Source organism: Amycolatopsis aidingensis (assembly GCF_018885265.1).
Classification (GTDB): Bacteria; Actinomycetota; Actinomycetes; order Mycobacteriales; family Pseudonocardiaceae; genus Amycolatopsis; species Amycolatopsis aidingensis.
Genome location: NZ_CP076538.1, coordinates 643,643 through 661,730 on the forward strand (window position 1 = coordinate 643,643; position 18,088 = coordinate 661,730).

At 71.0% G+C, this 18,088-nt stretch carries 18 protein-coding genes and 1 riboswitch; of the genes, 14 read left to right on the forward strand and 4 right to left on the reverse strand.

What is annotated here, in order from left to right; genetic code table 11:
* The first annotated feature begins 3 nt into the window (after positions 1–3).
* The 6 genes from KOI47_RS03185 (at position 4) to folB (ending at position 6,277) form a co-directional block, all read left to right on the forward strand.
* Complete coding sequence (locus tag KOI47_RS03185) at positions 4–792, forward strand: ESX secretion-associated protein EspG (protein ID WP_216213819.1); 789 nt, start codon at positions 4–6, stop codon at positions 790–792.
* A gap of 46 nt (positions 793–838) precedes the next feature.
* Positions 839–1,651 carry an ESX secretion-associated protein EspG gene (locus KOI47_RS03190; protein ID WP_216213820.1) on the forward strand — a complete coding sequence of 271 codons (813 nt, stop codon included), beginning with the start codon at positions 839–841 and terminating at the stop codon, positions 1,649–1,651.
* Positions 1,652–1,883: 232 nt separating this feature from the next.
* Positions 1,884–4,424, forward strand: coding sequence for an ATP-dependent zinc metalloprotease FtsH (ftsH, locus tag KOI47_RS03195; RefSeq protein ID WP_216213822.1), 2,541 nt, complete (start codon positions 1,884–1,886; stop codon positions 4,422–4,424).
* Between the two features lie 28 nt (positions 4,425–4,452).
* Positions 4,453–5,061 carry a GTP cyclohydrolase I FolE gene (folE, locus tag KOI47_RS03200; protein WP_216213824.1) on the forward strand — a complete coding sequence of 203 codons (609 nt, stop codon included), beginning with the start codon at positions 4,453–4,455 and terminating at the stop codon, positions 5,059–5,061.
* 53 nt (positions 5,062–5,114) lie between these two features.
* Complete coding sequence (folP, locus tag KOI47_RS03205) at positions 5,115–5,918, forward strand: dihydropteroate synthase (protein WP_216217050.1); 804 nt, start codon at positions 5,115–5,117, stop codon at positions 5,916–5,918.
* A complete protein-coding gene (gene folB, locus KOI47_RS03210) occupies positions 5,915–6,277 on the forward strand; it encodes a dihydroneopterin aldolase (protein WP_216213826.1) in 363 nt (120 codons plus the stop codon). The genes folP and folB overlap by 4 nt, the downstream gene beginning before the upstream one ends.
* Positions 6,278–6,344: 67 nt before the next feature.
* On the opposite strand, the gene KOI47_RS03215 is transcribed toward folB, so the two are convergent.
* Positions 6,345–7,037, reverse strand: a complete 693-nt coding sequence (locus KOI47_RS03215; RefSeq protein ID WP_216213828.1) for a DUF998 domain-containing protein — start codon at positions 7,035–7,037, stop codon at positions 6,345–6,347.
* Positions 7,038–7,044: 7 nt separating this feature from the next.
* Positions 7,045–8,007, reverse strand: a complete 963-nt coding sequence (locus KOI47_RS03220; protein ID WP_216213830.1) for a MerR family transcriptional regulator — start codon at positions 8,005–8,007, stop codon at positions 7,045–7,047.
* Positions 8,008–8,070: 63 nt separating this feature from the next.
* Here KOI47_RS03220 and KOI47_RS03225 point away from each other — a divergent pair, with 63 nt between their 5' ends.
* The 7 genes from KOI47_RS03225 to KOI47_RS03255 all read left to right on the forward strand — a co-directional run bounded on the left by KOI47_RS03225 (position 8,071) and on the right by KOI47_RS03255 (position 15,117).
* On the forward strand, positions 8,071–8,532 hold the full coding sequence (locus tag KOI47_RS03225; protein ID WP_216213832.1) for a DUF3180 domain-containing protein: 462 nt from the start codon (positions 8,071–8,073) through the stop codon (positions 8,530–8,532).
* A gap of 69 nt (positions 8,533–8,601) precedes the next feature.
* Complete coding sequence (locus KOI47_RS03230) at positions 8,602–10,536, forward strand: DUF6779 domain-containing protein (protein ID WP_216213835.1); 1,935 nt, start codon at positions 8,602–8,604, stop codon at positions 10,534–10,536.
* A gap of 119 nt (positions 10,537–10,655) precedes the next feature.
* Positions 10,656–11,837 (forward strand): PrsW family intramembrane metalloprotease, encoded by a 1,182-nt coding sequence (locus KOI47_RS03235; RefSeq protein WP_216217051.1) that lies wholly within the window; start codon positions 10,656–10,658, stop codon positions 11,835–11,837.
* Between the two features lie 89 nt (positions 11,838–11,926).
* Positions 11,927–12,889: a Rossmann-like and DUF2520 domain-containing protein gene (locus KOI47_RS03240; RefSeq protein WP_408629885.1), complete on the forward strand. Its 963-nt coding sequence runs from the start codon at positions 11,927–11,929 to the stop codon at positions 12,887–12,889.
* Positions 12,886–13,803, forward strand: a complete 918-nt coding sequence (gene panC / locus KOI47_RS03245) for a pantoate--beta-alanine ligase (RefSeq protein ID WP_216213839.1) — start codon at positions 12,886–12,888, stop codon at positions 13,801–13,803. The genes KOI47_RS03240 and panC overlap by 4 nt, the downstream gene beginning before the upstream one ends.
* 9 nt (positions 13,804–13,812) lie before the next feature.
* The gene (gene panD, locus KOI47_RS03250) at positions 13,813–14,316 is read left to right on the forward strand and encodes an aspartate 1-decarboxylase (RefSeq protein WP_216213841.1); all 504 of its coding nucleotides are present in this window, start codon (positions 13,813–13,815) and stop codon (positions 14,314–14,316) included.
* 12 nt (positions 14,317–14,328) lie between these two features.
* Complete coding sequence (locus tag KOI47_RS03255) at positions 14,329–15,117, forward strand: type III pantothenate kinase (protein ID WP_216213843.1); 789 nt, start codon at positions 14,329–14,331, stop codon at positions 15,115–15,117.
* A gap of 3 nt (positions 15,118–15,120) precedes the next feature.
* On the opposite strand, the gene KOI47_RS03260 is transcribed toward KOI47_RS03255, so the two are convergent.
* Together KOI47_RS03260 and KOI47_RS03265 are read right to left on the reverse strand one after the other, a co-directional pair.
* On the reverse strand, positions 15,121–15,447 hold the full coding sequence (locus tag KOI47_RS03260) for a DMT family transporter (RefSeq protein WP_216213845.1): 327 nt from the start codon (positions 15,445–15,447) through the stop codon (positions 15,121–15,123).
* 41 nt (positions 15,448–15,488) lie between these two features.
* Positions 15,489–15,551, reverse strand: a riboswitch (guanidine-III (ykkC-III) riboswitch).
* A 4-nt stretch (positions 15,552–15,555) separates the two neighbouring features.
* Entirely contained in the window at positions 15,556–16,323 is a 768-nt protein-coding gene (locus KOI47_RS03265) for a class I SAM-dependent methyltransferase (RefSeq protein WP_216213847.1), read from the reverse strand.
* 99 nt (positions 16,324–16,422) lie between these two features.
* Here KOI47_RS03265 and lysS point away from each other — a divergent pair, with 99 nt between their 5' ends.
* Entirely contained in the window at positions 16,423–17,943 is a 1,521-nt protein-coding gene (gene lysS, locus KOI47_RS03270; RefSeq protein ID WP_216213848.1) for a lysine--tRNA ligase, read from the forward strand.
* Positions 17,944–18,088 lie beyond the last annotated feature (145 nt).

Sequence of the window (18,088 nt, forward strand, 5' to 3'; positions counted from 1 at the left end):
CAGGTGGCGGAGCTGCTCACTCCGCTTGAGCTCGACTTCCTCTGGGAGTCACTCGGGGCGGGCGAATTGCCCTACCCACTGGAGGCGCGCTCGCACGGCGAGACCATGGACGAGCGCGCTTCCCTCCGTAAGCAGGTGCTCGCGGAGCTGGGCAGACGGGGTGTCCTGGACGAATCCGGCAGGCTCGACCCCCGGTTCGAGGACTGGGTCGGTGTGCTCTCCGGCGCGGAGGTGAGCCTGGACGCGGTGCATGTCAGCGCCCCGCATGCGGAGGCGGTGCGTGCGGTCGCCGCCGCGCTGGGCAACCACGCCGTGCTCGCCGTCCAGGACGGCCGCGGGCTGCACCTGCAGTCGGTGCCAGCGGACGGGCTCGCCAGCGCCATCATCGGCACCCTGCCCGCGGCCCGGCGCGGTACCGAGCGCTCCATCACGGTGCCGCTGGAGCAGCTGGTCACCGGGGCCGGGGCCGATTTCATGCAGCGGCGGCAGCCCAGCACGGACGGCAACGCCACCGCGGACGAGGACCGTAAGGCGCTGGCCAGGCTGCACGCCCAGCCCCGGCTGCGCGGCGGCCAGATCGGGGCGAACGCACGCAACCGGGTCGGTGGCCGGGTGCGGACCCCCGTGCTGAGCTGGTTCGACACCGAGGCCGGCCGGTACCTCACCCAGGCCAGCCGGGGCCGGGACGGGCGTGAGTGGATCACCATCGCACCCGCGGACGTCGCCGCGCTGCGGCAGCGGCTGAACGAGATGCTCTCCGGCGCGGTGAGTTCCGCCGCGGCCTCGTACTAGACCCAGTGGTTACTCTGGGGTAGGCCGATACGAACCGGGGAGCAGAGTGAACCGTCCGGAGTTCTTCACACCGCTGTCCTTCGACTTCCTCTGGGAGGCGATGGCGCTCGGCGAGCCGCCGTACCCGCTCGAGGTGGCCTCGCATGGCGCCACCGAGGCGGAGCGCAGGCTGCTGCGGCAGCGTGCGGACAACGAGTTGCGGGCAAGGGGGATCCGGGACTCCGGGGGCAGGCTGGACCCTGGCGTCGAGGACTGGCTCACCCTGCTCGCCCGGCCCGCGCTCAGCATCGACGCCGTGCATATCCCCGAACTGCACGCCCGGCCGGTCGCGGCACTGGCGGCCTCGGACGGCAGGAACGGGGTGCTGGCCGTGCAGGACGCGGACGGCATCTGGATCCGGTCGGTCTACCCGGAGGGACTGGCCTCGGCCGTGGTGGACCTGCTGCCCGCGGTCGGCAGGGGCACCGAGGCCTCGGTCACCCTGCCAGTGGACGAGGCGGTCCGGATCGCCCCGCTGCGCACCCCGGTCACCGCCCCGGCGGGGTCGGCAGGCGGCGGTGGGCGCAGGACCGGACTCGCCGACCGGCAGACCGACCCCCGGCAGGCCTACGCCCAGCTCACCGGCCAGACCCGGATCCGGGGTGGTCAGCTGGCAGCGAACAGCCGGAGTCCACTGGGTGGGAAACGGCGTTCCCCTGTGCTCGGCTGGTTCGACACCTCGACCGGCCGCTACCTCAGCCTTGCCAAGTCCGGACCGGACCGCAGGGAATGGGTGACCGTGTCCCCCGCGGACACGAAGACCCTGCGTACCCGCCTTGGTGAGCTGCTCGCCGAGATCGGCGACCAGGGCAGGCCCTGACCTCGGGACGGGAGCGGGTTGCTCCGGGATATTGAGTACTGGAGCACCGGGTGGGAACATCTGCCAGGCACCGACCGTTGACCTGCGGGAGGCTAGCCCGGTCAGCACGAAGCCGGGCGGTACCCTGGTGAGACGGATGCCTCCGTGCACCATGCAGTTGTCAACACCGTGACGGCGGATGTCACATCTACCGCCTAACCAGGGAGGGTCGAGGCCACCACGGCCGAGTCGAATGGACCGCAAGCGCCTGCTCAAGAACCCACTGCTGTGGATAGTCGCGGTTCTGCTGCTCTATTTCGCGTTCAGCACGATCTTCGACGGCGATCGCGATTACACCGAGATTCCCACCTCGCAAGCGCTGGAGCAGATCCAGAATGGGAATGTCGAAGAGGCGACCCTCGAGGACAAGGAGCAGCAGCTCAAGCTGACCCTGGCCAATGGCGTCGAGCACGACGGCCAGCAGGTCAGCAAGGTGCTGACCAAGTTCCCCGCTGCCGGTGGCACCGACATCTACCGCGCGCTGCTCAACGCCGAAGCCGCGGGTGGCGGAGATCTCAAGTTCAGTACCACCGTCACTCAGCAGTCCTTCCTGACCCAGCTGCTCATCTACATGATCCCGCTCGGGATTCTGCTGCTGCTGCTCATGTGGATGATGAACAACGCGCAGGGCGGCGGTAACCGGGTACTCAACTTCGGCAAGTCCAAGGCCAAGCAGCTGAACAAGGACATGCCCAAGACCACGTTCACCGACGTGGCCGGTGCCGACGAAGCCGTGGAAGAGCTGCACGAGATCAAGGACTTCCTGCAGAACCCCGCGCGCTACCAGTCGCTCGGCGCGAAGATCCCGAAGGGCGTGCTGCTGTACGGGCCGCCGGGTACCGGTAAGACGCTGCTGGCCCGCGCGGTCGCGGGTGAGGCCGGGGTGCCGTTCTACACGATCTCCGGTTCGGACTTCGTCGAGATGTTCGTCGGTGTCGGTGCCTCCCGGGTCCGCGACCTGTTCGAGCAGGCCAAGCAGAACGCGCCCTGCATCATCTTCGTGGACGAGATCGACGCGGTGGGCCGCCAGCGTGGTGCCGGCCTCGGCGGCGGGCACGACGAGCGCGAGCAGACCCTGAACCAGCTGCTGGTCGAGATGGACGGCTTCGACTCGCGCGGCGGGATCATCCTGATCGCGGCCACCAACCGACCGGACATCCTGGACCCGGCGCTGCTGCGGCCGGGCCGGTTCGACCGGCAGATCCCGGTGTCCGCACCGGACCTCTCCGGCCGCAAGGCGATCCTCGAGGTGCACTCCAAGGGCAAGCCGCTCGCGCAGGACGCCGATATGCACGCGCTGGCCAAGCGCACCGTCGGGATGTCCGGTGCCGACCTGGCCAACGTGATCAACGAGGCGGCGTTGCTCACCGCGCGCCAGCACGCGCACGTGATCACCGACGCGGCCCTCGAGGAGTCCGTGGACAGGGTGATCGGCGGCCCGGCCCGCAAGAGCCGGGTCATCTCCGAGAAGGAGAAGAAGATCACCGCCTACCACGAGGGCGGGCACGCGCTCGCCGCGTGGGCGATGCCGGATATCGAGCCGGTCTACAAGCTGACCATCCTGCCGCGCGGCCGGACGGGTGGGCACGCCTTGCTTGTGCCCGAGGACGACAAGGAGCTGATGACCCGGTCGGAGATGATCGGGCGGCTGGTGTTCGCGATGGGCGGCCGCACGGCCGAGGAACTCGTCTTCCACGAGCCGACCACCGGTGCCTCCGGGGACATCGAGCAGGCGACGAAGATCGCCAAGTCGATGGTGACCGAGTACGGCATGAGCGCGCGGCTGGGTGCCGTGAAGTACGGCCAGGAGCAGGGTGACCCGTTCGTCGGCCGCTCTGCTGGACGGCAGCCGGACTACTCGCTCGAGGTCGCGCACGAGATCGACGAGGAGGTCCGCAAGCTCATCGAGACCGCGCACACCGAGGCCTGGGAGGTGCTGAACACCTACCGGGACGTGCTCGACGAGCTGGTGATCGAGCTGCTGGAGAAGGAGACCCTGCAGCGCAGGGACCTGGAGCGGATCTTCGCCTCGGTGGAGAAGCGGCCGCACATCACCGTGTTCAACGAGTTCGGTGAGCGCAAGCCATCGGACAAGCCGCCGATCAAGACCCCCGGCGAGCTGGCGATGGAGCGCGGCGAGCCGTGGCCCCCGCCGAAGCAGGAGGAGGAACAGCCCGCCGAGCCGGCGCCGACCCCGGTTGCCACCGCACCCGGTGCCGGTGAGCTGCCCGGCGGCGTCCCGCGCGGGCAGACCAAACCCAGCGGCACGGAGACGGGTGCTCCGAACCCGAACCCGAATCCCTATGCGCCGCCGCCCGCCGGGGGCTACCCGAACGGGGCGCGCCCCGGTGGTCCGAACGGCAGCGGCAACGGCGGCTGGCCGCAGCCCTACCCGCAGGGCCAGCCCTCCGGTGGCCAGGCGGGTCCGCCGAACTACGGTGCCCCGCCCGGGTGGACCCCGGCGACCTCGCCCAGCGGCAGGCCGAGCCAGCCGTGGCGGTCGAACGCGCCGAACCCGCCGTACCAGCAGCAACCGCCACAACAGCCTGCACAGCCGCAGCAGCCCCAACAGCCACAGCAATCCCAGCAGCAGCCGCAGCAGGGTCAGTGGCAGGGCGAGGGCCAGTGGCAGGGTGGCCAGCAGGGCGGGGCCCAACCGCCCGAGGAGCCGCACGGGGAGGGGCAGCACCGGCGCGGTCATCCCGACGACCCGGATGGTCATCATCGCCGGTAAGTTCCCGCCCGTGAACAGCGTTCGGCCAGTGTTCGACGAGGTAGGCCCGGACCGTGCCAACGGCCGGGTCTTCGATCAGGCGCGGGCCGAGAACGCGATCCGTGAGCTGCTGATCGCCTGCGGTGAGGATCCGGACCGGGAGGGGCTGCGGGACACCCCGGCGCGGGTGGCCCGCGCCTACGAGGAGATGTTCGCCGGGCTCTACGACGACCCGGACCGGGTGCTGGACCGTACCTTCGCGGAGAGCCACGAGGAGATGGTCCTGGTCAGCGACATTCCGATGTACTCGACCTGCGAGCACCACCTGGTCCCGTTCCACGGGGTGGCGCATGTCGGTTACATCCCGAACGGGCACGGCAATGTCACCGGCCTTTCCAAGCTGGCCCGGCTGGTGGACCTGTACGCCAAGCGGCCCCAGGTGCAGGAGCGGCTGACCTCGCAGATCGCCGACGCCCTCGACCGCAAGCTGAAGCCGCGCGGGGTGATCGTGGTGGTCGAGGCCGAGCACCTGTGCATGTCGATGCGCGGTATCCGCAAGCCGGGGGCCCGTACCACCACCTCGGCCGTTCGCGGGCTGTTGCAGACCTCCGCCTCGTCGCGGGCGGAGGCGCTGGACCTGATCAAGGGCCGAAGGTGAGCACGGGGAGTGCCCGGCATCCGGGCCTGCCCGACCCCGGCCGCTGTGTCGTGATGGGCGTGCTGAACGTCACCCCGGACTCGTTCTCCGACGGCGGGCGCTATCTCGACGTGGACGACGCGCTGGCGCACGCGCACGCCATGTGGGACCGCGGAGCCGACCTGATCGACGTTGGCGGGGAGTCCACCAGGCCAGGCGCCGACCGGGTGGCCGCGGAGACCGAGATCGAGCGGGTGCTCCCGGTGATCCGGACACTGGCCGAGGACGGCATCGCGCTCTCGGTGGACACCACAAGGGCCACGGTGGCCGCGGCGGCGCTGCGGGCAGGGGCCCGGATCGTGAACGACGTCTCCGGCGGGCTCGCCGATCCGGATATGGCCCGTGTGCTGGCCGAGGCCGGGGTGCCGTGGGTGCTGATGCACTGGCGCGGTCACAGCAAGGACATGACCGCGCTGGCGACCTACACCGACCCGGTGGCCGAGGTCCGGGCCGAGCTGGGCGAGCGGGTGGACGCCGCGCTCGCGGCCGGGGTGCGGCCGGAGGCGCTGGTGCTGGACCCCGGGATCGGGTTCGCCAAGCGTGCCGAGCACGACTGGGCGCTGCTGCACGACCTGGACGCGGTACGGGACCTGGGTTTCCCGGTGCTGGTCGGGGCCTCCCGCAAACGTTTCCTCGGCCGCCTGCTGGCGGACGCGCAGGGCAGCCCGCGCCCGGCCGCGGGCAGGGAGCATGCCACCGCGGCGGTGTCCGCCCTTGCCGCCGCGGCGGGTGCCTGGGGGGTGCGGGTGCACGAGGTCGGCGCCTCACTGGATGCCGTCTCGGTGGCCGCGGCCTGGCGGAGGGGAACCCCGGAGTGACCGACCGGATCACCCTGACCGGGCTGCGGGTGTTCGGCAGGCACGGTGTGTTCGAGCACGAACGGCGGGACGGCCAGGAGTTCGTGCTGGACCTCACGGCCTGGCTGGACCTCGGCCCGGCCGCGGCCTCCGACGATCTCGCCGACACGCTGAACTACGGCGAACTCGCCGAGCGGGCCGCCGCCATCCTCGGTGGCGAGCCCTGCGACCTGATCGAGACGGTCGCCGCCCGTATCGCCGAGGAGGTGCTGACCGACCGCAGGCTGTCCGCCGTCGAGGTCACCGTGCACAAACCGGCCGCCCCGATCCCGTTGACCTTCGCCGATGTCGCGGTCACCGTGCACCGCTCCCGCCCCTGATCAGCCGGCGTGTTTGCCCTCCACGTACCCGTGTTTGCTCTCCACGCGCACGAGTTGGCCGTCCACGTCACCGGGTCGGCCCGCTGCCGGGCCGCCGGGTGAGGTAGCTCACCCCGATCACGATCATCGCGATCAGCATCGGGAAGATCGCCACCCGTTCCACCGCCCCGCCCCAGCCGTCCAGCCCGCCGAACAGGCCGAGCTGCTGGGCCAGCGCGATCAGTACCCCGGCGAAGCCGAGCAGGGCGGCCGCCACCCCGACCGTGCCTGCCCTCCGCCCTGCCCGCCGCAGGGCGAGCCCGAGCAGCAGCAGCCCCGCGTTCCCGCACAAGGTCGCGGCCGCGGCACCCACCAGGTGCGCGGTGAGCTCCAGGTTGCCAGGGTTGGCCCCGACCAGCACCGTGCCGGCTCCGGCCAGGGCGAGCAGCGCCCCACCGAGCCACGGCAGCAGCCTGCCAGCGGCCCCGCGGGACAGCGCGAGGCCGAGCAGTACCCCGCCGGCCGCAACGCAGGCGCCGAGCACGACGAAGGAGGTGTTCATGGCCGAGTGCCACGGTGAGCAGACATAGGTCCGGTATCCGGGCGCCTGCCCGCAGACCGTGGTGCCCAGGTCGCTGATGTCGTTGCGGGCCCAGCTGTACGGCGTTCGCCAGGCCGCCTGCACCAGCAGGTGCAGCACGAAGAACTGGACGATCAGCACCCACGCCACGGCTCCGGCCACGGCCTCCCGCCTGGTTGCTGGCTGCTGCTGTCGGGTCACGCCTCCACTATGCAGCCGGCCCGGCCGAGGCGCGCACTGCTTCCACGATCCAGGTGGCAGCCGCCACCTGGGAGGGGAACGGTTCCCAGCCGTTGATGATGCCGAGCAGCCGCCAGTAGTGCTCCGCCCGCGGGTCGTTGAACGAGGCGATGTGCTCGCCGAGCTCGCGCCGGTAGCCGGGGTCGTCGGCGTCCCGCCCGGCCGGAGCCGAGGCCCTGGCGATATCCGCGGCCAGCTCCCTGCCTGCGGCCGAGTCCGGTGGGGTGCCCGCGTCCAGCTCGGCCTGCGCCCTGGCGTTCCACGCCGACCACTGCTCCTGCTGGGCCTGCGAGCCGGACATGTCCGCGCCCTCGGCGCGGGCGGCCGAATGCCGCTCGCTCATCCCACGGATCAGCCGCCGGAAGTCCGCGTCCCGTACCAGCTCGGCCAGTTCGATCCAGGCCTCGAGCTGCTCCGGGGTCGGGTCCTCGGGCAGTTCCGGCTTGGCCGAGCGCATCCACTGGTAGAACTCCGGATCCAGGTCGAGCCCGCTGGACACCTCCTCCCAGAACTCGTCGAGCAAACGCTTGCGCTCGTCATCCGACATGCTCGCCAACTTGTTCATCAGCTTCACTTCCTCTGGTTCGGATCCCCGTTTGGCGACCGCCCGCAGCACCGCGCGGCGCAGCGTCAGCCTGCGGATCTGCTCGTCCAGCGCGGCCACGTGCCGGGTGGCCAGCTGTGCCACCGTGGCCTCGCTGACCAGCACGCTGGAGACGTCGGTCAGCCCGATCCCCAGCTCGCGCAGGGTGCGGACCAGCTCCAGCCGGGCCAGCGCCGTGGTGTCGTACAACCGGTAACCCGCGGGTGTGCGGTCGGTAGGCGGGAGCAACCCCTCGTCGGAGTAGAACCGGATCGTCTTGACCGGTAGCCCCGTCCGTTTGGCCAGCTCACCAATGGTGAACAGGGCCGTAGTGCCTACTGCTGTCATGCTGCACCCTCCAGTCGGTGGAGAGTCCAGTATCCAAGAGGCTTACGGCTACGCTCGGGTGTCATGCACTTCACGCGGCCGCGCGAGTTGGTCATCGCCGGAGTGGTCGGTCTCGGCGTCGCCTACCTGCTGTTCGAACTCGCCTACGGTTCCCTGCCGCGGCTGCCCACCCTCGCCGGAACCACCCTGCTGGTACTGGCCGTGATCGAGCTCGTGCTGGCGTTCTCGGTGCGCAGCCGGATCCGGGCGGGCCGGGTCATCGGCGCGATCGTGATCGCGAGGGCGGTGGCGCTGGCGAAGGCCTCCTCCCTGCTCGGCGCGCTGATGGCCGGCGCATGGGCCGGGGCACTCGGCTACCTGCTGCCGCGGGCGGACCGGATCACCGCCGCGGAGAACGACCTGCCGGGCGCTGTCATCGGGGTCTGCTGCGCCGCGGCATTGACGGCCGCTGCGCTGTGGCTGGAGCATTGCTGCCGCACGCCGGAGCCGCGTGACTCAGATCGCCCGCCGGGCGCGACCGGTTAACGCTCCGAAACCACCGCTCGAAGTACCGACCAGGTCTCGGTCGGGTAACTAGAAGGTACGGTGTTGGGCATGACAGGCGTGGGTGACGACTCGCCGACAAGCCACAGCCGCCGCCCTGGCCGGCCGTGGCTTGTTTTGGGCTTCGCACTCGCCCTGGCAGCCACCGCCGCGCTCGTGCTCACCGAGGACCTTCGCTACCTGCGGCTCGGCATCATCGCCGCCCTGTGGGCCGCCCTGATCGGGGCGTTCATCGCTGCCAGGTACCGCAAGCAGGTCTCGGCAACCGAGGAGTCGGTCCGGCAGGCGCAGGAGGTCTACGAACTCGAGCTGGAGCGGGAGATCGCGGCACGCCGCGAGTACGAGCTGGAACTCGAGGCCGAGGCGCGGGACCGGGCCGAAGCGGATGCCCGGGACGAGCTCGAGGCCCTGCGCACCGAGGTGACCGCCCTGCGGGAGAGCCTGCAGTCGCTGTTCGGCGGCGAGGTGCTGTACGAGCGGGTGGCCCTGACCGCCCAGTCGACCCGGATGCGCTCGTTGAACGAGGAACCGCGGCTGGTCACCGCCGCGGAGAGCCACGGGAGCAACGGAAGTAACGGCAAACCACGGGTCCAGCTGCCCGCGGGTGGCAAGCAGCGGGAGGCCGCGACGACCGGGGAGGCCGAGGAGCCTGCCGCGCGGCAGCCCGCTGAGCAGCCGACCGAGCTGATGGGCAGGGTGCTGGACCAGCCGGCCGAGGCGCAGGCCGCCCCCCGCCGCAAGCCGCAGGCACAGCAGGCCCCGGCCGCCAAGCAGGCCCCACCGAAGGCACCCGAGCAGCGCCAGGCCACGCAGCAGCCACCGGCGCAGCGCCCGCCCCAGCGCTCGGCGCAGCAACCACCCCAGCGCCCGGCCCAGCAGCCACAGAACGCGGAAACCCAGGAGGTCCGCAGGCCGCAGCGCCCGGCCGCGGAGCAGGGGCCGCCGACCCGCCGGGTACCGCCACCGAACGAGCAGGTCGGCTCCGCAGCGGCCCGAGCGGCCAAGGCCGCGGGGGAGGCCCGTGCCGAGGCCGCGCGGATGCAGCAGCGCAGTGACCGACCCGACCGACCCGACCGGCCCGACCGTGGTGAGCACGGCAACCGGCCGGAGCGCCAGGAGGGTATGGCGGAGCAGCCGACCCGGGCCGACCTGCGGCCCGCGCGGGGGCAGCAGCCACCGGCCCAGCCGTCGCAGCGTCCGCAGCAGGACCTGACGAAACCCGCGATGAACCGGCCGGCCCAGGGCAGGCCGGCGGCCAGCGTGCCCCCGCCGGCCCGCAAACCGGAGTCCGAACGCCAGCAGCCCGCCCAGTCCCAGCAGCCGCCGCCGAAGCAGCAGCCCGCCCAGCCGCAGCGACAACGGCAGGCCGCCGAGCCGCCCGCGGCGCGCAGCAGCCCCGCCATGCCACCGGCCACGCCGAGCAGGCCGGCCCCGGCGGAACCGCCGACCGAGGTGAAGGGGGTTCAGCCGGACTGGAACACCACCTGGGAGCCGGAACCCTCCGGCAGGCACGGCGGCAACGGCGGCACGAACGGTGCCGCGGCGGCGAATGGCCACGGCCCCGCCATCGAACAGCCCGCCCAGCGCGGCGGGCGCAGGCGCAGGGCGGAGGAGGACGAGCAGCCGGAGCACGCCGCGCACGGCAGGCACGGCGCGCCCGAGTCCGGTGGCGGGCGCAGGCACCGGCCCGAGGGCGAGCCACCGTCCTGGGAACGGCTTGCCGGCACCGGATCCGAGGCCGAAAGCGGCTCCGAGAACGGCTCGCGGCATCGGGCCACCGGCAGCCACGCCAAGCCGGACGCGGAGGAAGCCGGGTACGGCAGGCGCTCCGCCGAGCGGCGGGACTCCGGCTACGGGCGCCGTTCGGCCGAGCAGGATGAGCCCTCCGGCTCGCATGCCGAGGGCCGCTCGGTGAGCGACCTGCTGGCCGCGCACGGTGCGGGCGGCTCGAGCACCCCGCGCAGGCGGCGGCGCGCCGAGGACTGAGGCCCATCGTCCCGGCAGGCGGCCGGATCCGGTTCGCGAACCGGCACTGATCACCCGGCTGTCACCGGGCCCGGCTATCGTGCCGGGGCGTGAGGGGATCCACGGGCACCGCTTCGCGGATGGGGAATCGCGGCCGGACGTTGCCGCAGCGGCACACACCGCGCCGGGTCACCGTGCTGTTGCCGGTGCTCGGCCTGGTCGCGGTCGCGCTCTGCGCACTGCTGCTGTTCGGCCTCGGCACCGCCAGGGTCGGGGTACTCGCCGTGGTGATCGGCACGGCCGCCGCGGTCATACCGGTGGCGGTGGTGGCCGCCACCTTCCTGTGGATCGACCGGTGGGAACCGGAGCCGGGCAGGCTGCTGCTGCTCTCGTTCTTCTGGGGCGCCTGCGTGGCCACGCTGACCGCGCTGCTGATCAACGACACCGCGGCGACCGTGGGGGACATGCTGCTCGGCAGCGGTCAGGGGGACAAGATCAGCGCCATCGTCTCCGCCCCACTGGTCGAGGAGGCGGTGAAGGCCATGCCGGTGCTGGCCATATTCCTGCTGCGGCCGAGGGAGTTCGACGGCGTGGTGGACGGGATCGTCTACGCCGGGTTCAGCGCGGCCGGGTTCGCCTTCACCGAGAACATCTACTACTTCGGCCGCGCGTTCGCCGAGCACGGCTTCGGCGACGGGACCAGCGCGGGCGTGCTGGCCGCCTTCATCCTGCGCGGGGTGCTCTCCCCGTTCACCCACCCGTTGTTCACCGTGCTCATCGGAATCGGGATCGGCGTCGCGGCCCGCAGCACCAGCCGCAAGCTGCGGGTGCTGGCACCGCTGGGCGGGTATCTGGCCGCGATCAGCCTGCACGCGCTGTGGAACGCGGCCGCGACCCTCGGCGGCGCGATCACCTTCCTCAACGTGTACTTCCTGATCATGGTGCCGATGTTCATCGGGGTGCTGTTGGCGGTGTTGTGGCAGCGGCGCAGGGAGCAGCGGATCATCGCCGCGGCGTTGCCCGCGATGGTGCGGGCCAAGTGGATCGCGCCATCGGAGGTCGAACTGCTGGCCAGCCTTTCCGGGCGGCGGCAGTGGCGGCGGCAGGCCGCACGGGAGTCCGGGCGGCGCGCGGCGGCCGCGGTGGCTGCCTACCAGGCCAGCGTGACGGAGCTGGCCTTCCTGCGCCGCAACGTCGCCGTCGGTACCGCCGAAGGTGACCCCGGCCACCGGCAGGAGCGGCTGCTCGCTGCCCTGCGCGCGGCACGGGCGGAGGCGGTGCGGCTGGCCGCCGACCGGCCGGAACCGGCTCCGGGTGGGTGACCCGCTCCGGGTGAAGCTCATCACCTCCCGCGCGCGCTCCGCCCGGCCGGGGGCTACTCTCGCGCCCGTCGTCTGGTACCCGCGAGCGGATGCGGGACTGGAACGAGAATGGGAGTTTCGAAGGTGATGTGCAGCCGCAGGGGCATGCGATGACGCGCCCGGCCCGCCTCGCGGTCGGCGTGGTGTCGGCAGGCCGGGTGGGCAGCGTGCTCGGCGCCGCACTCGCCAGGGCCGGGCACACCGTGGTCGCGGCCGCCGGGATTTCCGACGCCTCGATCCGCCGGGCCGAGCGGTTGCTGCCGGAGGTCCCGTTGCTGCCTGCCGACGAGGTCGTCCGCAGGGCCGACCTGGTACTGCTTGCCCTCCCCGACGACGCGCTCGCCGATATGGTGCGCGGGCTGGCCACCACCGGTGTGCTGCGCGCGGGACAGATCGTGGTGCACACCTCCGGCGCGCACGGCGTGGGAATCCTCGAGCCCGCCACCGAACTCGGCGCACTGCCGCTGGCCCTGCATCCGGTGATGACCTTCACCGGCCGCACCGAGGACCTGGAACGGATCACCGCCTGCTCGATCGGGGTGACCGCGAACGCCGAGGACGAGGCCGCGTGGAATGTCGGCGAGGCGCTGGCGATGGAGATGGGCGCCGAGCCGGTCCGGATCCCGGAGTCCGCGCGCGGGCTGTACCACGCCGCGCTGGCCCATGGCGCGAACCACCTGATCACGCTGGTCGCCGACTGCGTGGAACTGCTGCGCGAATCCGGAATCCCCAGCGGCGAGAAGGTGCTCGGTCCGTTGCTGTCCGCGGCGCTGGACAATGTGCTGCGGCACGGCGATCGCGCGCTCACCGGGCCGGTCGCCAGGGGCGACACCGGTACCGTCCGCACCCACCTCGAGGTGCTGGGGCAACGGGCTCCCGAGGTCGTCGACTGCTACACCACCCTCGCCAGGCGGACCGCGGCGCGGGCCAGTGGCTCCGGGCTGTTGCCGGAACCGGCCGCCACCGAGGTGACCCGCCTGCTCGACGACCCCGATGGACGTGAGACACCGTGACTGTCCCGAAGTTCACCCGTAACCAGCTGAACGTCTACTCCGCGCCCGCGGACATGCGCCGGGTGGCCGAGGCTTTGCGCGGGGTGGGGCGCAGGCTCGCGCTGGTACCGACCATGGGCGCGCTGCACGACGGGCACCGGGAGCTGCTGCGCAGGGCGAAACGGTTGCCGAACACCGTGGTTGCCGCCTCGATCTTCGTGAACCCGTTGCAGTTCGGGGAAGGAGAGGACTTCGAGGCCTATCCCCGGCCGCTGGAGCGGGATCTGGAGGTGCTCGCCGAGGACGGCGTTGAGATCGCCTTCACCCCGCAGCAACCGGACCTGTATCCGGAGGGCTCGACGGTGACCGTGCACCCCGGCCCGCTCGGCGCGGAGCTGGAGGGCGCTTTCCGGCCCGGGCACTTCGCAGGCGTGCTCACCGTGGTGGCGAAGCTGTTCAACATCGTGCGCCCGCAGTACGCCTTCTTCGGCGAGAAGGACTACCAGCAGCTGGTGCTGATCCGCCGGATGGTGCGGGACCTGGACCTCGACCTGCGGGTGATCGGCGTGCCGACCGTGCGGGAGCGGGACGGCCTCGCGCTGTCCTCGCGCAATGTGTACCTCGACACCGCACAGCGGGAGTCAGCCGTGGCCATTTCCGCCGCGCTGACCGCGGGCGCGCACAGCGGCGGGCGCGGCGCGACGGCCGCGATCGAGGCGGCGCGGCAGGTACTGGCCGCCCGGCCGGAGGTCGCCGTGGATTACCTGGAACTACGGGGAACCGAACTGGGTACCGCGCCCGTCGATGGGGAGGCACGCCTGTTGATCGCCGCCAGGGTCGGGAATACCCGGTTGATCGACAACGTTCCGGTGTTGCTCGGCAGCGCGGCCGAGTATGGGGTGCAGGAGCCGTCCACAGAGGACGCAGGGGTTTAGGAGAGTCCGATGTACCGCACCATGCTGAAGTCGAAGATCCACAGAGCGACGGTCACCCAGGCGGATCTGCACTATGTGGGCTCGGTCACGGTGGACGAGACCCTGATGGAGGCGGCCGACCTGCTGCCGGGCGAACTGGTTTCCATCGTGGACATCACCAATGGCGCGCGGCTGGAGACCTACGTGATCACCGGCGAGCGGGACAGCGGGGTGCTTGGCATCAACGGCGCCGCCGCGCATCTGGTGCACCCCGGCGACCTGGTGATCCTGATCGCCTACGGCCAGATGGACTCCGCGGAGGCCGCCACCTACCAGCCGCGGATCGTGTTCGTGGACGAGCAGAACCGGATCGTCGAGTCCGGCAGTGACGCGGCGCACGCCCCGGAAGGTTCCGGTCTGGTCAGCGGTGCCCTGCCGATCGTCGACCGGCCCGTTGGTGAGCCGCTGACCTTCCCGGTTGCCGAGACCTCGGATGCGGCACGGCTGGACGCCCTGCTGCACGCCGACGGGTAGCGGGCGACGTTCGTGCTGCTCGCCATCGACGTCGGGAACACCAATATCGTGCTCGGCCTGTACCAGGGCCGCGGGGACACCGCCGAGCTCGTCCGGGACTGGCGGATGCGTACCGACGCCCGGATCACCTCCGACGAGCTCGCGCTGACCATGCGCGGCCTGCTCGGCGAGCATGCCGACGCGGTGACCGGGATCAGCGCACTGTCCACCGTGCCAGCGGTACTGCGGGAACTGCGGGTGATGCTGGACCGGTACTACCCGCGGGTGCCGCGGGTCGTGGTCGAGCCAGGGGTGCGCACCGGCGTGCCGTTGCTGGTGGACAACCCCAAGGAGGTCGGCGGGGACCGGCTGGTGAACACCCTTGCCGCGCACCATCTGCACGACACCGCCTGCGTGGTGGTGGACTTCGGAACCTCGACCAACGTGGATGCGATCTCGGCCCGCGGGGAGTTCCTCGGCGGGGCTTTCGCCCCGGGGATCGAGATCTCGGTGGACGCGCTGGCCGCGCGGGCCGCGGCGTTGCGCAAGGTGGAGCTGGTTCCACCGCGTTCGGTCATCGGCAAGAACACGGTGACCTGCCTGCAGTCCGGGATCCTGTTCGGCTTCGCGGGCCAGGTGGACGGCCTGGTGCGGCGGATCGTGCGCGAACTGGCCCCCGGCGGCCGGGAACCGGTGGCGGTGATCGCCACCGGCGGGCTGGCGCCGCTGGTGCTCGCCGAGTCGGAGACCATCACCGAGCATGTGCCCGACCTCACGCTGCTCGGCCTGCGCCTTGCCTACGAGCGCAACACCAGGGACTGAGCCTCAGCCGGTCCCGGCCGGTAGCAGTTTCAGTCCGAGCACCCCCGCGACGATCAGCACCAGGCAGAGGATCCGGCCGGTGGACACCGGGTCGCCCAGCGCGAGCATGCCCCAGGCCGCGGCGCCGACCGCGCCGATGCCGACCCACACCACGTATGCCGTACCGACCGGGATGTCCCGCATCGCGTAGGCGAGGCCGCCCATGCTCAGTGCGAGGGCGAGCAGGAACAACAGGCTGGGCCCGAGCTTGCTGAAGCCCTTCGATGCGCCGAGCGCCGCGGCCCACACGGTTTCCAGCACTCCCGAGACGACAAGCACGATCCACGACATTTCCCGGCCTCCGCGATCATCGGAACGGACATTCATTCGATGTCGCGTCGTCTTGTCGATGCCGGGTACGACGCACTCGTCCGGGGCGGCCGCGCCGCCACCCCCAAGCTAGCACGCTCGTCTCGCCCGGAGGGCGGTGGTGACCAGGGGGAGGTCGAACTCGCCGGTGGCGGTCTCCGGGCGGGCGGCGAGGAACTCCCGTGCCGCGCGCAGTTTCCGGGTCCGCTCCTCCTCCGTGGCGACCAGCAGGTGCGAGTGCGTCGCGATCGTCTCCAGCAGGGTGTCCGCGGTACGCCGTTGCGCGTGCGGGAAGAACGCCTGCTCGGCGGGCCGGAAGGCCGGATACTCGGGCAGCGCCACCGGATCGCGCCAGTCCCGGCTCGCCCCCGTCCTGGTCAGCGCGCTGAATTCGGCGACCCAGCCGATGGCATGGTCCTCGTGGTTCCACAACGCGACCAGCACGCCACCCGGCCGCAGCACCCTGCCGATCTCGGTCAGCGCGACCTCGAGGTCGAACCAGTGCAGCGCCTGCCCTGCGAACACCGCGTCCACGCAGGCGTCCGGCAGCGGGATGTCCTCGGCCCTGCCCGCCAGCGCCGGTACGGCTGGCAGTGCCACGCGTAACTGGGCGAGCATTTCCGCGTCCGGCTCCACCGCGGTGACCTCCGCGCCGGTGTGTAACAGGGTGGCCGTCAGTTTTCCGGTACCGGCGGCCAGATCCAGTATTTCTCGCGGCGGATGCGCGATTTCCGCCAAACCCCATTCGACGGCGGCCCACGGATAGTCCGGCCGATGCCGGGCGTACGCGCTCGCCCGCCGACCGAACGAACCGGCCCGAAGTGCTTTCAACTCCGCGTCCGGAGTGGTGTCGCTCACGGGGACAAACCTAGCCCGCCGCCGTGCCCTCGTGCCGGGCTGCCGCACCGGCAGATCCGGTTCGCGTGGCGTCCAGCCGGGTTCGTACGCTATGTGACCATGACCGACAACCCGGCCGCGCAGCCCCCTGAGCGCGCGAACATGGACGACGACCTGCCCGAACAGATGCGCGTGCGTCGGGAAAAGCGTGATCGGATCCTGGCCGAGGGGATCGATCCCTACCCGGTCGAGGTCGCGCGGACGCACACGCTGGCCGAGGTGCGGCAGGCACATTCGGAGCTGCCCGCGGACACCGCGACCGGTAGCAGGGTCGGCGTGACCGGCCGGGTGATGTTCATGCGCAACACCGGGAAACTGTGCTTCGCGACCCTGCGCGAGGGGGATGGCACCGAGCTGCAGGCCATGCTCAGCCTGGCGCAGGTCGGCGGGGACGCGCTGGCAGCGTGGAAGTCCGATGTCGATCTCGGCGACCACGTGTTCGTGCAGGGTGAGGTGATCACCTCCAAGCGCGGGGAACTCTCGGTCCTCGCGGACAGCTGGCGGCTGACCTCCAAGGCGATTCGCCCGCTGCCGGTGGCGCACAAGGACCTGGCCGAGGAGACCCGGATCCGCCAGCGCTACGTCGATCTGCTGCTGCGGCCCAAGGCACGGGATGTGGTGCGGACCCGGTCCACCGTGCTGCGTGCGCTGCGGGATTCGTTCCACCGGCGGGGTTTCACCGAGGTGGAGACCCCGATGCTGCAGACGATGCCGGGCGGGGCAGCCGCCCGGCCGTTCGTCACGCATTCCAACGCCTTCGACCTCGATCTCTACCTGCGTATCGCCCCCGAGTTGTACCTCAAGCGCTGTGTGGTCGGCGGTATCGAGAAGGTGTTCGAGATCAACCGAAACTTCCGCAACGAGGGCAGTGACTCCTCACATTCGCCCGAGTTCGCCATGCTGGAGTACTACCAGGCGTACAGTTCCTACGATGGCATGGCGGCATTGACCCGGGAGTTGGTACAGGAGGCGGCCGAAGCTGCGTTCGGTACGCAGGTGGTGACCCTTTCTGACGGGTCTTCCTATGACCTGTCCGGCGATTGGACGAGTCTGACGATGTACGGCTCGCTATCTGATGCGCTCGGTGCCGAGGTGACTCCCGACACCTCGGCGGAGAAGTTGCGTTCGTTCGCCGATGCCCATGGTCTCGAGACCGATCCGAAACTCGGTCATGGCAAGCTGGTCGAAGAACTGTGGGAACACCTCGTGGGCGACCACTTGCATGCTCCCACATTCGTCCGTGATTTTCCGTTGGAGACTTCTCCGCTGACCAGGCAGCACCGCAGCCAGCCGGGCATTGCCGAGAAGTGGGACCTCTACGTGCGCGGATTCGAGCTCGCCACCGGCTACTCGGAACTGGTGGATCCGGTCGCGGAGCGGCAACGGTTGACCGAGCAGGCCCGGCTGGGCGCGCAAGGGGATAGCGAGGCCATGCGGCTGGATGAGGATTTCCTGCGGGCCCTCGAGTACGGAATGCCCCCCAGTGGGGGCGTCGGAATGGGCATCGATCGGTTGCTGATGGCGCTCACCGGTCTCGGTATCCGCGAGACGATCCTGTTCCCGCTGGTCCGGCCGGAATAGCCAAGGAGACCCGGGCGTAACCCGTAAGGCTGACAAGCCGGTTGAGTCACCGACACCTAATCCAAACGTGATTTGCGTTTAGTCGCTTCAACGGGTATTAATGTCGTAGTTGAAGGCTTCTGGCTAGGTCGCGTGGAGCGTGTGG

What these genes read in the sequence shown, in the direction of transcription:
- KOI47_RS03260 (WP_216213845.1), bottom strand. Translation starts at nt 15,447, where the DNA reads ATGTCGTGGATCGTGCTTGTCGTCTCGGGAGTGCTGGAAACCGTGTGG.
- KOI47_RS03230 (WP_216213835.1), top strand. Translation starts at nt 8,602, where the DNA reads ATGACAGGCGTGGGTGACGACTCGCCGACAAGCCACAGCCGCCGCCCT.
- KOI47_RS03225 (WP_216213832.1), top strand. Translation starts at nt 8,071, where the DNA reads ATGCACTTCACGCGGCCGCGCGAGTTGGTCATCGCCGGAGTGGTCGGT.
- lysS (WP_216213848.1), top strand. Translation starts at nt 16,423, where the DNA reads ATGACCGACAACCCGGCCGCGCAGCCCCCTGAGCGCGCGAACATGGAC.
- folP (WP_216217050.1), top strand. Translation starts at nt 5,115, where the DNA reads ATGGGCGTGCTGAACGTCACCCCGGACTCGTTCTCCGACGGCGGGCGC.
- KOI47_RS03235 (WP_216217051.1), top strand. Translation starts at nt 10,656, where the DNA reads ATGGGGAATCGCGGCCGGACGTTGCCGCAGCGGCACACACCGCGCCGG.
- panD (WP_216213841.1), top strand. Translation starts at nt 13,813, where the DNA reads ATGTACCGCACCATGCTGAAGTCGAAGATCCACAGAGCGACGGTCACC.
- KOI47_RS03240 (WP_408629885.1), top strand. Translation starts at nt 11,927, where the DNA reads ATGCGGGACTGGAACGAGAATGGGAGTTTCGAAGGTGATGTGCAGCCG.
- KOI47_RS03220 (WP_216213830.1), bottom strand. Translation starts at nt 8,007, where the DNA reads ATGACAGCAGTAGGCACTACGGCCCTGTTCACCATTGGTGAGCTGGCC.
- ftsH (WP_216213822.1), top strand. Translation starts at nt 1,884, where the DNA reads ATGGACCGCAAGCGCCTGCTCAAGAACCCACTGCTGTGGATAGTCGCG.